This window comes from Bdellovibrio bacteriovorus, assembly GCF_002208115.1.
Classification (GTDB): domain Bacteria; phylum Bdellovibrionota; class Bdellovibrionia; order Bdellovibrionales; family Bdellovibrionaceae; genus Bdellovibrio; species Bdellovibrio bacteriovorus_C.
In genome coordinates this window covers 3,602,821-3,617,919 of the sequence record NZ_CP020946.1, presented here as the reverse complement: position 1 = coordinate 3,617,919, position 15,099 = coordinate 3,602,821, and the positions used below count along the sequence as shown (strand labels likewise).

The window sequence follows — 15,099 nt, the reverse complement described above, 5'->3', positions numbered from 1 at the left end:
AATGGATTTTGAAAAGAAACTTGGCCGTCTGGAAGAGATCGTGCAAAAGATGGAAAAAGGCGATCTGGCTCTGGAAGAGTCTTTGAAGCTGTTCGAGGAAGGTGTGAAACTTTCCCGCGAATGCCATCAGCGTTTGAACGAAGCTGAATCCAAAGTGAAGCTTTTGATGTCTGTGGGGGCTGATGGTCAGCCGGTGACCACTGATTTCACTCCAGAGGAGAACTAAGTCTTGGATCTCGCAATTCAGATTGATCAGGAAATCGCCGCGCGCACCCAGGCTGTGAACCAGTTTGTGGAAAAATATCTGTCTGATATGGAACTGCCAGCCGGCAGCGCCATTTCTGAATTGCGAAAGTCCATGCTTTATTCTGCCACCAACGGCGGGAAACGTTTCCGTCCGGTTCTGTCTTTGCTGGTCGGTGAATTGTTCGGGGCCGGCAAAGAGCGCATCTTGCCTTTCGCTGCTGCCGTGGAAATGATTCATACGTATTCTTTGATTCATGATGATCTGCCGTGCATGGATAACGATGACATGCGCCGCGGGAAACCCACCAATCACAAAGTGTTCGGTGAGGATTTTGCGTTGTTGGCTGGAGATGCTCTTTTGACCGAAGCTTTCATGCTGATTGCTGAAAACTATGGGGATAGCAGCTTCCTGGTCGGGCAACTGACGCGCTTGTTGTCTTCCGCCGCAGGCATTCGTGGCATGGTCGGCGGTCAGGCGATTGACCTGCGTGCCGGGGACAAACAGATGTCGCTGGAAGAGCTGACTCATCTGCACCGTCTTAAAACCGGTGCTTTGATTCGTGTGGCGGTTGAGGGGGCGGCTGTGATTGCCGGGGCTAAACCCACAGAAATTGAAAGTCTTAAAAAGTTCGGCGAAGGCCTGGGGCTTGCTTTCCAGGTGGCCGACGATGTTTTGGATCACGGCGAAAAAGGTCAGGATCTTCGCAGCTTCACCGGTATCCTGGGGCTTGAAGGCACCAAGACCTATCTGAAAGATGTCAGTGCTTCGACACTGGCGGAACTGCACAAAGTGTCTGCCGATGCTCCACTGCTGGAGTATCTGATCAGCTTTAATCAAAACCGTCAGGTGTAATATGGGCGATAAACTGCGTTTGGATCTTTATCTTGTTGAAAAGGGTCTGGCGCAGTCGCGCACTCATGCTCAGGAGCTGATCGAGGCGGGTCAGGTTTTTCTTATTGAAAATTCGCAAAAGCGCATTTTGAAAAAGGCAAGCTTCGCCGTTTTGGAATCCCATCAGGGAAAGATTGAAGTGGAAGCAGGTCCGGCGAATCGTTTTGTGTCCCGCGGAGGCTTGAAACTGGAAGGCGCTTTGGCGCAAGCCGGGATTTCCGTGCAGGGGCTGAAAGTTCTGGATGTGGGTATTTCCACAGGGGGCTTTACCGATTGTCTTCTGCAAAAGGGCGCAAGCTTGGTGCTGGGTGTGGACGTGGGCCACGGTCAGGTTCACAGCAGCCTTCGTTCCAATCCACGACTGACAGTTATCGAGGGCATCAATGCCCGCAATCTTTCCCGTGAAGAAGCCGTCAATCAGGCGACCCCGCCAGACAAGTTTGACCTGGTCGTCATGGACGTCTCTTTTATTTCCATCTCTTTGATAGTTCCGGAACTGGCACCTTTTCTTAAGACTGAAGGCTGTCTTTTAAGTCTGGTGAAGCCCCAATTCGAGGTCGGCGTTGACGGCCTTGCCAAGGGGGGTATAGTCAAAGATGTTTCACTGTATAAAGAAGTCGAGACGCGGATAAAGGAACTTTGTTCGCAAAATGGATTTAAGGTTCTCGACTACTTCCCATCTCCGATTCAGGGAAAGGACGGAAATAATGAGTTCTTCGTTTTTGCCAAAAAAATCTAGCTGGATTGTCTTGTTCCTGTTTCTGGCAAGCTGTCAGAACTTAAGAACCCGCGAAGACATTCGCAAAACTCCGCAGCCGACTCCCAGCCGTCCGGGGGTGACTCAGCCGCGTCCGCCGGAAAATGTCGGCACTCCGCCGCCGATGGAATCAGATGAAGAAGACGTGGCTGAAACGCCACCACCGCCTCCGGCGCCGGTGATTCCGACCATGCCCAAGATCGGTGTGATTCTGGGCGGTGGCGGGGCAAAGACCTATGCGCACATCGGATTCCTGCATGAGCTGCAAAGAGCCAAGGTTCCGGTTTACGCTATTGGTGGAGTTGAATTTGCCGCTCCGATGGCGGCGCTTTACGCCAACAAGGAACTTGCCAACGATGTAGAGTGGCAGATGTTTAAGCTGAAGGATGAAGAGGTTTTGAAAAAATCCCTTCTGGGCGGTGTGAACAAGAACAACGAAGTGACGGTGTTGAAGGACTTTGTCGGGGTGGCTTTCAATCGCGCCAAAGTGGAAGACTTCAAAGTGCCGTTTGCCTGTCCGTCTTACAACTTAAAGAAGAATCAGGTCTACCTGATGAACCGTGGGGGCATCGATCAGTTGATGTATCTGTGCATGGCCTATCCGCCGTTCTTTAAGCCCTACCAAAACAGCGTGGCGGGCGTTCGCGACATCACGGCCCTGGCCAATTACCTGCGCCAAAAAGGGGCTAACTATATCGTGATGGTCAATGTGCTGCAGGCCCCGGGGGGTTCAAAACCCTTCACCCTGGAGTCCAGTGCCACCGACAACGTCTTATGGAGTGAAATCGCGGGACTGTATAATAAGCCTTTGCCAGGAGTTGACACTGTCATCTCGCTTGATACGTCCAGCTATGGTATTATGGATTTCGACAAGCGTCGTGAGATCATGAACAAGGGGGCAGACTCTGCCGCCCGTCAGTTGAAGGGTCTTACCCGCAAATGGGGACTTTAGGAGAATTTATGAGCAGAAAACCCATCTATGACATGAACATCTTTTCCGAAAGAAGAAAAAAAGCCGGGGAGCAAATCCCAGGTGGCGCTCTGGTCGTGGCTTCTCATCCGGAATACATCCGCAATCATGACTGTCATTTCCCGTATCGTCAGGATTCCAATCTGTTTTACCTGACCGGCTGGGAAGAGCCTGAGTCTGTTTTGATTCACCGTCCGGGTTTGACTCCGGAAACAGTGATGTTCGTGCGCCGTCGTGACGTGGAAAGAGAAACCTGGGATGGTTTCCGCTATGGTCCGGAAGGCTGCGAGCGCGAGTTCAAAATCGACAAGGCCTATCCATTTGATGAACTGACCAAAGTGGCGCCTCAGCTTTTGAAAGAGGTCGACCGCGTTTATTACAGTCAGTACAAAAACACCGAGATGGATCACAAGATGCAGGAAATTCTGCAAACGGTGAAAGCTCTTCAAGGGCGCATGGGGAATGGCCTTTTGGCAATTCACGATGCGGATATCCTGCTGGGTGAACTTCGTCTGGTGAAATCTGAATACGAACTGACTCAGTTGCGTGAAGCGTGTGAAATTTCCGCTCAGGCCCATTTGGCGGCTATGCGCTTCACCCGCCCAGGGGTGACGGAACGCCAGGTGCAAGGGGTGCTGGCACACAACTTCTATATGAGAGGTTCTGCCCGTGAAGGTTACAACTATATCGTGGCTTCCGGAAATGCCGCGACGACTTTGCATTACAACTTCAACGATCAGGTCTGCAAGGACGGGGATCTGTTGCTGATTGATGCGGGCGCCGAGTTCAACTACTACACCGGCGACATCACGCGCACCTATCCGGTGAACGGCAAGTTCACAGACGAGCAGGCGCGTGTGTACGAAGGTGTTTTGAAAGTTCAAAAGCAGATCTGCGACTATGTGAAGCCGGGAATTTTCTTTAAAGACCTGCACGACATGGGAACGTCTTTGTTGACGGATCTGATGTTGGACTTGGGTTTGTTGTCCGGGCGCAAGGATGATTTGATTCAGGCCTTGGCTCAGAAAAAGTATTATCCTCACGGTATCGGCCACTGGCTGGGCATGGATGTGCATGATGCTGGTTTGTACTTTAAAAAGAACGAGCCACGTCCGATCGAAGCCAATATGTGCTTCACGATCGAACCGGGTCTTTACATCCCGGCTGACGATGCATCAGCTCCTCAGAAATACCGTGGTATCGGTATTCGTATCGAGGACAATCTGCGTGTGACTTCGTCTGGCTCTGAAAACATGACTTCATCAGTTCCCAAAGAAATTGCGGATATCGAAAAAGTCGTCGGCAAGGCTTAAAATTTAAAAGCCCAAAAGGCTCACCGGAAGGTGGGCCTTTTTTATGCCATCATGCTGTTGTCAACATGGCGAAGACTTTGAGAAATCACGTAAAGATGGTTTTTTAGCTCGCTGGACCGAACAAGCCCCCATTGGCTTTCATTTTCAATCGACCTTAGTGTCTTTTTAAAGCTCGCGGTCAGATTTTCCATATCACCCAGCAAGGACTCCAAAGAGCTTGAGAAGTCCTTTACCCGGGCCATTTCGATCTTTCCCACGACACAGATGACATCCATCCCTGCGGTGACTTTGGACAGCATGTTGATAGAGCGGTTCAGGGACTTGTTTTCTTTGATCAGCTTCTTGGCAGTTTCCTCCACATCGGCAAAGTTTGCTGAAATGAGATCCTTCAAAAGATGACAGTTCTGAACAAGGAAGTCCTCTTGTTCGGAGCTTTGGGTTTCACCAATCAGATGGTTCATCATTTCAATTTGCAGGCGTGATGTGGCCATGGAAAAGTACATGCGCGAAGCCGCGACACTGAAGCTGGCGAAGATTTCATCAAACTCCCGGGAACTTTCGGCAATTTCCATTGCCAGTCTTTCCAGATTCTTGGAAACCACACTTAAGGTTTTTCCTGCTTCGCCCAGTTTGGCGGCCGAGATGGTCAGATTGGTGGTGACCATCTGCACTTCGCGGCAGATGTCGCTGATATTCTGTGCCTGGTTGTTGCGGCTAAAGCGCTGGTTCAGGGAATCAGCAAGGTCAAAAGCGGTCCGGGCGGCGTCGGTGCATTTGCCTGAAGCTTCCTGCATTTCCCCCACTCGGTCCGAGCGCTTATTTGTCTGCAAGACTTTCTTTTCATAGTGCAGCAGCAACTGATCCCGGGATTTCATTTCCTCCAGCAGGGCACGGGTCATAAAAGCGTCATAGCTGTGAAAACCGCGTTTATGAAGTTCTGAAAGCAACAGACCTTCGCTTTGCTCAATGCCAAGACCGGTGCTTTCTCGGGGCACCAGCTCGGCATAGATCTTCTGCACTTCACCCAGAAAGACAGACGTGGGCTTTAAACGAATGGAAAGATAGCCATCGTTCATGGGGAAGGCCATAGCAAAGACCCAGTAGTACTTGCCGGTTTTTGATCTGTTTTTTACAAAAGCCGCAATGGGTCTGTTGCTTTGCAGGTAGCTCCAGAACAGTTTAAAGACACTGCGGGGCATATCCTGATGGCGAATGATGTTATGGGGGCGTCCCAGGATCTCGTCCTTAGAGTATTCGCTGACTCTGACGAAGACTTGATTGCCTGATTCGATCCGCCCTTTAAAATCAGTTTTAGAGAAAAACAATTCGTCCAATGCAAAGTCGGCTTCCAGAGCCATCGAATCACCTCGTGCAAGGCCCGCTTTATACTCGACAGAAAAATCGCATCAACAAATATGAGATATTCGATGGAATATTCCACCGCCTCGGTGGAGGTGTTCCCTGTGTCACTGGGGTGAAACGTTCGGTGAGTTTCCGAGCGCTGGTTGTTGCTGTGGGAGCGGATTTGCGGCTGTTACCATGGAGGCTCTGTAATAAGCGCCGGCCGGACCGACCCTCTGCGGAACTGGTGCGGAACACCCGCATGGCACGATCATTGATCTCTAAACTTCTGAAAACTTAAACAGGAGATATTCATGAAAAAGAATTCAGTGAACTGGAACAAGCTGGGCTTAGTGAGTCTTTTGATTGCTGCGGGCCCTGCGGGAGCTGCAGATAAAACTGTCCATTGGGACACCAACGCCTATTGGAGAGGTGCCGATCAATCCTATGAGTGTTACGACCGGGGTGGAATTTACCACGAGGGAATCTGTTTGGAAGGCTCTGCTTCCGCGCAAGTCGCAGCGGTGATCAACAATGATCTTCGCCGTGAGGGAGGAAATGAAACTTCGATGGGCGACATGGTGACGGAAGTGGAAGGAAAGATTTCCAAGACCTTTGCCAATCGTCACTTCAAGCAGATATTTATTTCGATCAGCGCCATCCCGAAAAATCAGGTGCTCGACTATAACGAAACAAATGAACAGAACTTCCACAACTCGGATCGCTTGCGTGCGGATGGATATGTGGATCGTCCGTGGTTCCTGGCCAACATCGGTGCCAATATCCAGATGACTGATTCTCAGGACGTGACGGTTCTGGCCGGAGCTTTCCCGGTCAGCGGCTTAAATCCTTTGCAGGGAAAACCCAGCCGCTACTATGTGACAGCTCCCTATGGTCTGATGGTTCGCTATGACAAAGGGATTCAGATGAACTATCAACTGAAAGAAGAGCTGGACCGCGTGTTGCTGGCGTCCTTCAGTGTGGTGGACGGGGACACGATCAAAGGTGAATCCAGTCTGGATCCGGCGGATTCTCGTGCGAACTCGTATCCGGCCTATGGTGGCACGGTGGAATTGCGCGTGGCCAATGCCCTTCGCAAGGTCTTCGACAAGTCATCTCCGTATTTGAAGAATCATGACTTGTACATTGGCGTGACCGGAGCGCACGGAGATGTGGGAAGCTTCCCCGGCGAAAAAAGAGCCCAGGATGATATGACCACCTATCTGGGATACATGTTCACGTCCAAGTACGGTGAAGCCGAAGTGCGCGTCTTCCGCGCGGACTTCACTCGCAACAAACAAGGTGATGGCAACGGTCGTCGTCCTCATGCCCAGCATGTGAATTCAAAAGCCCACGGTGTGGAAGTGGCGATGCGTGGAGTGGAAGCGGGACCCTGCGCCTGGGATTTCTACTATAACCAGCATGTGTTCAATACCGACGCGGCATTTGCTGATGGCGAATTTACTTTTGAAAAAGTGCGCGGGGTGCGCGGCTGGGCTGCCGGCACCACTTGCCGCAATCTTTTGGGCCTGAAGAATCTGGATATCGGTTTCGAGTACGGCAGCACCCAGCTGGATCGCAAAGGTGCCAAGGAAAATCTGAAATATCCAAACAAGGCGAATCAGTTCAATCTGACGCTGAGCTATCGCTTTAACATGAACAAGCTTGTTCGCTAGACAAAACGATGGGACAGCCAGGAGAACTTTTCAGCGTTCTCCTGCAGTTCTTTTTCGGTTTTGAAGAGCTTGTCATCACGGGAAGCGGCGCTGACGGCCAGGCTTAGATGCGTCGCCGATTGCAGCAGATTGTAGTCACCCATGGTGTTACCGGAGGCAAAGAACGGCTTTTTGCCGCCGGTGGCCTCAAGAAGAGCCTCCACTTTTCCTTCACGATAAGTGATGGTGCCTTTTTGGCGATCGCTGATCACGCCGTTATCCACGATTGTTTCCACGCCCAGCACATCGTTTTTGGTCAGGCCCAGCATTTCCGCGCCGGGCTCCACCGCCCATTTGACCGAGGCGGTGATAACGTAAATTTTCACACCTTTGGAAAGAAACAGATCGATCAATTTCTTTTGTTCCAAAAATACAGGAACCGGGAAGTGGCCTTTGACCGCATCGACAGCCCACTGGTGCACCTGCTCCAGTTTTTGTCCCTGACAGATTTGAGCTAGCCAAAGGTAGGCTTTGCGCGGATCTGCGGCTTTCATGTTTTCGTAGTGTTCCCAGGGCTGTGGTGGAAGAGTCACAAGTTTGTTGTCGATCTGGTGATGGAAAAAAGTTTCGCCAAGATCGGTATCCCACAAAGTACCATCTGCATCAAAGGCGGCCACAGGTGCAGAATCCTGTTTTAAAACTTGGTCCAGTGTCGTATTTATGCGGTTCCAAATGTCGGTGGAATAGTCTTTGTATTTCATAGTGTCTTAGTATGAAATATGAAAAGTAAAATGACAAGGAGACCTGAGGGCATGAGCCTGTATTGCCGCGTGATTCAGCCGGAAGACAAGGAGACCTGAGGGCATGAGCCTGTATTGCCGCGTGATTCAGCCGGAAGATTTGCAACAGATTTTGGATCTGGAAAATAAAAAACTCGCAGAAACCTATCCGGATGAAATGGAGCGGATGATTGCCACCTGGAACTCCAAGTTCCGCGTTGAGGCCCTGAATCATTACATCGCCCTGGGCTGGAGTTTTCTGGCTGTGGAGCAGGACACCAACAAGCTGATGGGCTATTTCATTGCCCAGCCGCTGTTGTTCCTGGATGGACAGACGCAGACCTTGTGGGTGGAGCACGTGCAGTACAGTTCGTTGCAGGCCCGCGATGAACTTTGTGAGCTGGCCTACAAACTGGGCCGCGAAAAGCATCTGCAACGGGTGTACTTCCCGAACGATAACGGAGTGCCAAACTCTGTAAAAGCTTTCAAGGCCGAAAGCTGGCAACCGGGAACTCTTTCCGTCAAGACGACAAAAGGATAAGCCATGAAGAATTTCTCCTTCGCAAACAGAATTCAAAATATCAACAAGATGAAATCCCAGGATTTTGATCTGGTGATAATCGGGGGAGGAATCAACGGAGCAGGGGTGGCGCGTGATGCGTCGGCGCGCGGTATGCGTGTGGCTTTGATTGAAGCCCGCGACTTTGCTTCTGGCACGTCTTCAAAGTCCTCAAAACTTATTCACGGTGGCATTCGTTATCTGGAAAACATGGAATTTAAACTGGTTTTCGAGGCACTGAATGAAAGGGGCCGTTTGTTTGAAATGGCGCCGCATTTGGTGCATCCGTTGCGTTTCATGATTCCTCTTTATCAGGAAAGCCGTGTGGGCATGGGCAAGATGGGTCTGGGCATGTGGTTGTATGATGCCCTGTCATTGTTCCAGGCCCCGGAGATGCATGAACGTCTGAATGCCAAAGCGTCTATCGAGCACATGCCGGCGATTCGTCCGAACAACCTGCTTGGATCTTACATTTACTCTGACGCGTACATGGATGATGACCGCCTGGTTCATGAAACGATGAGATCGGCGAATGAAAACGGCGCGCTTTGTGTGAACTATGTAAAAGCCACGGGCGTGAATTTTGGTCCGGACGGAAAGATTCAATCTGTAAAATGCGAAGACCAGCATTCCAAGGAAAATTTCACGGTCAAAGCCCGCCATGTGATCAGCAGCGTGGGCCCGTGGACGGACGAGCTGGGTGAAAGCATTTTCAAAGACTGGAAAAAGATTCTTCGCCCCACCAAAGGCATTCACTTAACACTGCCGAAGCACCGCCTGCCGTTGACCAGTGCCGTGGTGATGGGAGCAGAAAAAAGTGATCGTATTGTTTTCGGGATTCCCCGTCACGAGATGATCATTATTGGGACCACTGACACCGACTTTAAGGAGTCGCCGGAAAACGTAACCACCACACCGGAAGATGTGAAGTATCTGCTTTCGATCACGGATCATTACTTCCCGGGCGCCAACCTGACGGCTCACGATATTATCGCCAGCTATGCCGGTGTTCGTCCGCTGGTGGCTGACGGTTCCAGTACCGAAGGCAAAACCAGCCGCGAGCACACGATCTTGTCTGATGACCGTGGAATCACCTTCGTGGCAGGTGGAAAATACACCACCTACCGCCTGATGTGTGAACAGACCGTCAAAGCGGCGTTGAAGTTCTTTACCTTTGAAGAGCGTGTGACCTGGTCCAAATCAAACACGGTCACGCCACTTAATCCATACACGAGCGTGGATGCTTTCCAGCAAGCCAAGGTTCAGGCGGACGTATGGGCCCATGAAACCGGGCATTCTGTCGAAGACATGCGTCTGCTGGCAGAACGTTATGGTATGGAAGGTGAAGAGATTCTGAACAAGTACTCCTCTGACATGACTTACTGGCAGTTGGAAGCGGCTCAGGCCATTGATTCCACGATGTGTCTGCATATGCGTGACTTCTTTGCCCGCCGGGTGCCTTTGTTCCTGGCGGATCGAAATCACGGGGTGAAGCACATGGAAGAAATCGGTACAGTCTTCCAGGAAAAGCTGGGCTGGAACGAAGCCCGCCTGAAAGAAGAACTGCACATGCTGACCGAATACATGGCCCGCGAAGTGGAATGGAAAAAACACTTCTAATTAAGGAATAAAGTATTCCGAAACGGCCGGCAGACCATTTTGCATGGCCATAAAGACCAGGCGTTTTGGTTTTGGTCCCGAAGCGGCCTTGATCAGAATGCGGCGCCCCTGACATGTAATCGAGTCCGTCGGCATCGGAAGCTCGGTGATGGTAAAGTGAGTCCCGGAAGCCAATGGCCATACGGCGGTATTTCCCAGATCTCCCGCATTATGAATCGCGACCTTATAAAGTTTCTTGTCGACATTTCCACAGTAGTAAATTGCGGCTCCCGCAGAATCATAAGCATAGGCGCTTGGAATCTGCGGCAGTGTCAGCAAGGTCTTGACGTTGCCAGAATACAGCACGTGCATTTTCGCCGTCAGGATTGAGGCATTTACTGGCGGGGTGTACATCCAGCCGCTCAGTTGATCAAAATACACAGGCGCAGCCACTCGGTGAACCCCGCTCACACCCAATGAGCAGTCTGTGGAAAGCCCGTCCGGACAGTCATCAGCATCTGAGTCCACGCTAATGCGACCACCGACGTGATGGGTGGTGGTTGGCGTGATCAGACGGAAGGTGGCATTGTGGTGAGCGGTTCCGTTCCAGTAAAGATTGTTCATCAAAAGATTTCCGGCCTTGAAGCCCACGATCTCTGGAGAATAACCCACCAACTGCAGATCACCGTAATTGATGGAAGTCTGAGAGTGGCTTGGTGTGGCACCTTCGCCGTTCATCATCTGTTCCCACAGGCCGGTGGCGCGATTCAGACGGCAGACACTGTGATAGACCGTATAAGTGCTTGGAGGAGTGACCAGTACTTTGTTGTTGGCGCAGTTCATGTAAACATCACCATTGGCCGGATTGGTGGCAAACTGATTCGGGTCCCACCAGTTCCCCAAAAGAATGGACTGCAGATTGGCGGCAATACCGAAATTGACTCCCGCATTGGCGCCGTCACCGGCCACCAGGCGGACTTCCGGAGATGCCCCCGGGAATACCTCGCGCAGTTTGTTTTGCTGGTGATCCAACAACATCACACCATCGCCCACACTGTGATCAATGTAGGTAACGGAAGCCAGACGCATATCAAATCCGGAGCCGCCATCCCCAGCGTCTTTGCGCTGACCGAACAGGGTATAGACTTTGCCGTTCACGACAGTGCGGATAACTCCTCGCGCAGAAAAGAAGATTCGGCCATAACGGTCCACAAAGACGTCATCCAGTGCGACCGGGCAGGAAGTCGCATCGACTCCATCGGCACATTCCCCTTGAGAACCGGTTCCCAGAACCCGCACCCAGGTGCCGTCATCCTGCAACTGACTGACGCCGTTTTCGGTGGATCGATTGGCGCGGTAAACGCGGCCGTCCATGCCCTGGACGTCGTAATAAGTCAGAGAAGAGTTTCCAAACGGATGATTCGGGAAAACACCATTTCCCACGAGGGTCACCGGATCAAGTTCTGTCATCGGGCCGTAAGAATTTCCCGGGACACTATAGATTGCCTGAACGTAGGCTTTCTGAATGGCACTGGTCGCAGGGTCAAATTTTAAGCTGAAGAATGAATAAGGCATCGTGTTCAGATCCCAGGCCGGTTGACCAAAGACCCCAGCTCCTGAGAATCGCACGCTTTCCACACGCGGAACCGCCAAAGAACCTTTATACAGGCGGATGCGACCCCCGTTGTCTTTGGCTGTCTGGGGTTTTTCTGAAATGAAATAAAGATCCCCGTTAGGCATAGGGATGAACGGAGAACGTCGGCGGATCGGCCAGGTTTCATCAACAGACGAAGTCTTGATCAGATTGATTCTCAAGTCCCGTGGATCGGCCACAGTGTCGGCGGTGTCCGTTCCAAGATTTCCAGCCGGGTCCGCACCAATCAGGGTTTCAATTGTCATCGGTGTGACGTTGGTGTCGATTCGACGGATCATATCGCGGTCATAAACCAGAATGCGGTTCTGATAGTCCAGCGCTGTACGCAAGATCGCCTTGGCGCGAGCCTGTTCCACCGGAATGCCATCGCCAAAGGCATTTTCATTTTCTTTTGCCAGACGCAAAAGGACCTTCGAGTTGTTGGTGGTCGGATCAATGTAAATGATGCCGTAAGAGGAATCGTTGAAGAAGATTTTTCCATCGGTAGTGACGAGCACTGTGCCGGGCGCGGTGTCTGTGTTCACATTGGTATTAAAGACGGTGCTTTTGGCATTTCCGTCATGTCCTGGATCCTGGTTTCCGGCAATCAGATTGTAAGCACCACTGTTCAGCGGGGGACTGGTGACCTGAGAGGTCTGTCCGTTGTTGTCAGTCACGCGAATCTGCAGCTTGAAGAAAGTGTCGTTGGGAACAGTCGAGTTCCAAAGATAACAACCCGTGCGCGGAGCCGAATACGCACACGCTGTCGCATTGCTGGAATTGTTCGCCAGTGCACCTGAAATCAGAGTGAACGGCTGACCGTCGATGGCATAAAACAGTTCGACCTTGGCGATCGTGCCATTGTCACTGGCTTGCCAACTGATGTGGGCGGCAGCGCCATTGGCAAAGTTCATGTCAAAAGTATTTGGCGGATTATTCGGGGTGGTCGAATTCACCGTCAGGAAGTTTGCCACCAGGGGAGGCGGATCGTTGATGTAGTTGATGGTGTTATAGTCTTTTTCAAGGGTTGCGGAATTGGTGCTGATATTGCCACCGACGTCCATCACCCAGGCATAGATGCTATAGCTGCCAAAATTGATTCCCAGGAAGAAATCAAAATCCACCAGGGTTAAGGTCGGCAGTTCAGCAAGGCCTGGTTTTGGTGCTTTCACGCTGACCCAGCAACTGTCAGAGGCATTCGGAGCGCTGTTGGTGGTCTTTAAGCAGAACTTGGTGACAGCAGTTTCCGCGTCTGACGCTTTCAGGCTGACGGTGACGTAAGACCGTACGGTATCATCCGGATCAAGCTGTCCATTGATTTTCATTTCACTCGCCGTGATAACGGGCTTGATGGTGTCCAGGATCACATCGAAAGCGTTGCTGGTGCCGGTGCCAGTCAATCCGTGGCTGTCGGTCAAACGCGCGCGCACCAGCACATTGGTGTTGTAGGCATTCGGCGTCCAATTCACGGTGAAGGATTTGTTGTTCATGGGACCTGCAAGTCCCAACGCACGGCTGGTGGCCACATTCCAGGTGGTGCCGCCGTCAGTGGAATAGTCCAAATACAAAGTGTCCGCCGCAGTCACGGTGGCTTCGGTGACATAAACCACAAAGGGATAGCTGACATTGATGGCCAGGGTCGGCACCGGATCCAAAGTCAAAATGGGAGCCTTGCTGTCATAGGTGATAGTAAAGACTGTTGCGGTGGAAATGTTCCCAGCTTCATCACGGGCATAGAAGCGCACGTTGCGAAGCCCCTGCTGATCGCCATTGGCACTCAGATCAAAGGTATAGTTTTGTGCCGCAGTCGAGCAGGCGATCCAGCCGGAATCCCCCAGGGCCGGAGGCGCATTGATTTCTTTCATCAGAATGAAAGTCGCATCACTGCAGTCGTTGACTGTGAACTTCGCGGCAGGGTTGTTTGTGGTGCTTGCTGTGTTTAACGTCACGGACGGAGCCACAATCACATTGTCACGAATCAAAGAATAGGCGGTGTGATTTGTCGTGTTGCCTGCGCCGTCAGTCGAGGACAGCGTGAAGTTTTTCAACCCATCCCCGGCCGTCAGCGTGATGTTAAAGCTGAAAGTTCCACCCACACTGCAGGTGCCGGTGGATGGCGAAGTCGTATAGTCGCCGGCAAAATTTAAAGAGGCCCCGGCTTCACAAGTACCTGAAACAGTGACAGTGGATTTATGTTTGCTGCCAGCGAGAGGACTTGTGATATTCAAAGCCGGTCCCACGGTGTCGATAGTGACAGCGCCGGATTCAATGACTGCCGTGTCCGGTTGCCAGTTGTCGGCCTGGTCTCCGGCAATGAAACAAAGGCGGTATTGGCCATCGCCTGCAAAACTTAAAGTCGCCGGGGTCCCGGCAGGCACTGGCGTGGCAGCCATCAACGCCGCCCACTGATTGCTGCAATCAGTGTCTTTCACAACGACATAGCGATACTGAGTGGCGTCCGCTGGTACCGTCACTGTGACCGTGCGATCCGTGTCATTGTTGGATAGAGCGCTTCCCAACGTACCGAAGGTCACCGGCAGAAGAGGGGCGATGGAATCTTTATTGAAAGAAGAGCTGTTGGCGGTGCCGGTGTTTCCGGCGCTGTCGGTTTGTGAAACCTGTAAAACAGTCGCGCCGTCATTGAGCGCCCCGACAACCACCGGACCACTGAAAGTCCCGTTGGTGCACGTGAAAGTCGCCAGCGTCGTGCCTTGAGAAACAATCGACACAGGTCCGTCATCATTTTCGCAAGTACCATCCACCGGCAGGGCCACGATCAGCGCATTACCCACTTCCGCGGGCAGGGCTGTGGAGAAACTGACATTCGGGGCGATGATGTCTTTGGTGACAGCAGTTTCGTTCGAAGATTTTACTCCCGCTAATGAGGTCACTTCCAGCTTGACAGTGTATTCCGCATCCGGCCAGCCTTGTGTATTTACATCCAGGCTGAAGCTTCCATCCTGGCAGACGGTGGTGAAGGTTTTTGGTTCCATCGTCGACAGACTGTTCAGGCTGGGCTGAATGATCACGTCAATTTTTTGATTTGGATAGTAGCATTCACCGCGCAGGTTGTAGTTGGAAAGACTGTCGGCAGAATTGATGATCAGGGATTCAATTTTGGTTCCGTTACTGTCGGTCAGAACCGGCGGCGTCAGGGAATTATAGTCCGTGAGATTGCCCACGAGGGTGCAACCCGAGACCAGACCGGTGATAAGGAGTATCAATAGTGCCGTTACGTTCATCTACTACACTTATCGGCTGATGTTTCGTCGGATTTAAACGAGGATCACTGGTTTTTCGCGAAATCTGGCGGAAAAGTGTCTCAAATTGTCACACCTGTCAGAGGAGTAACAGA

General features: G+C 51.7%; 11 protein-coding genes. 8 read left to right on the top strand and 3 right to left on the bottom strand.

The window, feature by feature from the left end; translation table 11 throughout:
- Window position 1 precedes the first annotated feature (1 nt).
- The 5 genes from B9G79_RS17330 to B9G79_RS17310 are packed head-to-tail and all read left to right on the top strand — an operon-like array spanning window position 2 to window position 4,178.
- Window positions 2-226: an exodeoxyribonuclease VII small subunit gene (locus B9G79_RS17330; RefSeq protein ID WP_088566600.1), complete on the top strand. Its 225-nt coding sequence runs from the start codon at window positions 2-4 to the stop codon at window positions 224-226.
- 3 nt (window positions 227-229) lie between these two features.
- Window positions 230-1,099, top strand: a complete 870-nt coding sequence (locus tag B9G79_RS17325; protein ID WP_088566599.1) for a polyprenyl synthetase family protein — start codon at window positions 230-232, stop codon at window positions 1,097-1,099.
- A 1-nt stretch (window position 1,100) separates the two neighbouring features.
- Entirely contained in the window at window positions 1,101-1,877 is a 777-nt protein-coding gene (locus tag B9G79_RS17320; protein WP_088566598.1) for a TlyA family RNA methyltransferase, read from the top strand.
- Window positions 1,846-2,847, top strand: coding sequence for a patatin-like phospholipase family protein (locus tag B9G79_RS17315; protein ID WP_232468871.1), 1,002 nt, complete (start codon window positions 1,846-1,848; stop codon window positions 2,845-2,847). The genes B9G79_RS17320 and B9G79_RS17315 overlap by 32 nt, the downstream gene beginning before the upstream one ends.
- An 8-nt stretch (window positions 2,848-2,855) precedes the next feature.
- Window positions 2,856-4,178: an aminopeptidase P family protein gene (locus B9G79_RS17310; RefSeq protein WP_088566597.1), complete on the top strand. Its 1,323-nt coding sequence runs from the start codon at window positions 2,856-2,858 to the stop codon at window positions 4,176-4,178.
- 41 nt (window positions 4,179-4,219) lie between these two features.
- Here the strand turns inward: B9G79_RS17310 and B9G79_RS17305 are convergent, their stop codons facing one another.
- The gene (locus B9G79_RS17305; RefSeq protein WP_088566596.1) at window positions 4,220-5,536 is read right to left on the bottom strand and encodes a PAS domain-containing protein; all 1,317 of its coding nucleotides are present in this window, start codon (window positions 5,534-5,536) and stop codon (window positions 4,220-4,222) included.
- A gap of 297 nt (window positions 5,537-5,833) precedes the next feature.
- On the opposite strand from B9G79_RS17305, the gene B9G79_RS17300 reads away from it, so the two are divergent.
- A complete protein-coding gene (locus B9G79_RS17300) occupies window positions 5,834-7,195 on the top strand; it encodes a hypothetical protein (protein ID WP_088566595.1) in 1,362 nt (453 codons plus the stop codon).
- Here B9G79_RS17300 and B9G79_RS17295 read toward each other — a convergent pair.
- A complete protein-coding gene (locus B9G79_RS17295; protein ID WP_088566594.1) occupies window positions 7,192-7,935 on the bottom strand; it encodes an HAD family hydrolase in 744 nt (247 codons plus the stop codon). The genes B9G79_RS17300 and B9G79_RS17295 overlap by 4 nt on opposite strands.
- A gap of 103 nt (window positions 7,936-8,038) precedes the next feature.
- On the opposite strand from B9G79_RS17295, the gene B9G79_RS17290 reads away from it, so the two are divergent.
- Complete coding sequence (locus B9G79_RS17290) at window positions 8,039-8,494, top strand: hypothetical protein (RefSeq protein WP_088566593.1); 456 nt, start codon at window positions 8,039-8,041, stop codon at window positions 8,492-8,494.
- Window positions 8,495-8,497: 3 nt separating this feature from the next.
- Entirely contained in the window at window positions 8,498-10,132 is a 1,635-nt protein-coding gene (locus tag B9G79_RS17285; protein ID WP_088566592.1) for a glycerol-3-phosphate dehydrogenase/oxidase, read from the top strand.
- On the opposite strand, the gene B9G79_RS17280 is transcribed toward B9G79_RS17285, so the two are convergent.
- A complete protein-coding gene (locus tag B9G79_RS17280) occupies window positions 10,133-14,986 on the bottom strand; it encodes a hemagglutinin (RefSeq protein WP_088566591.1) in 4,854 nt (1,617 codons plus the stop codon).
- Window positions 14,987-15,099: the final 113 nt, after the last annotated feature.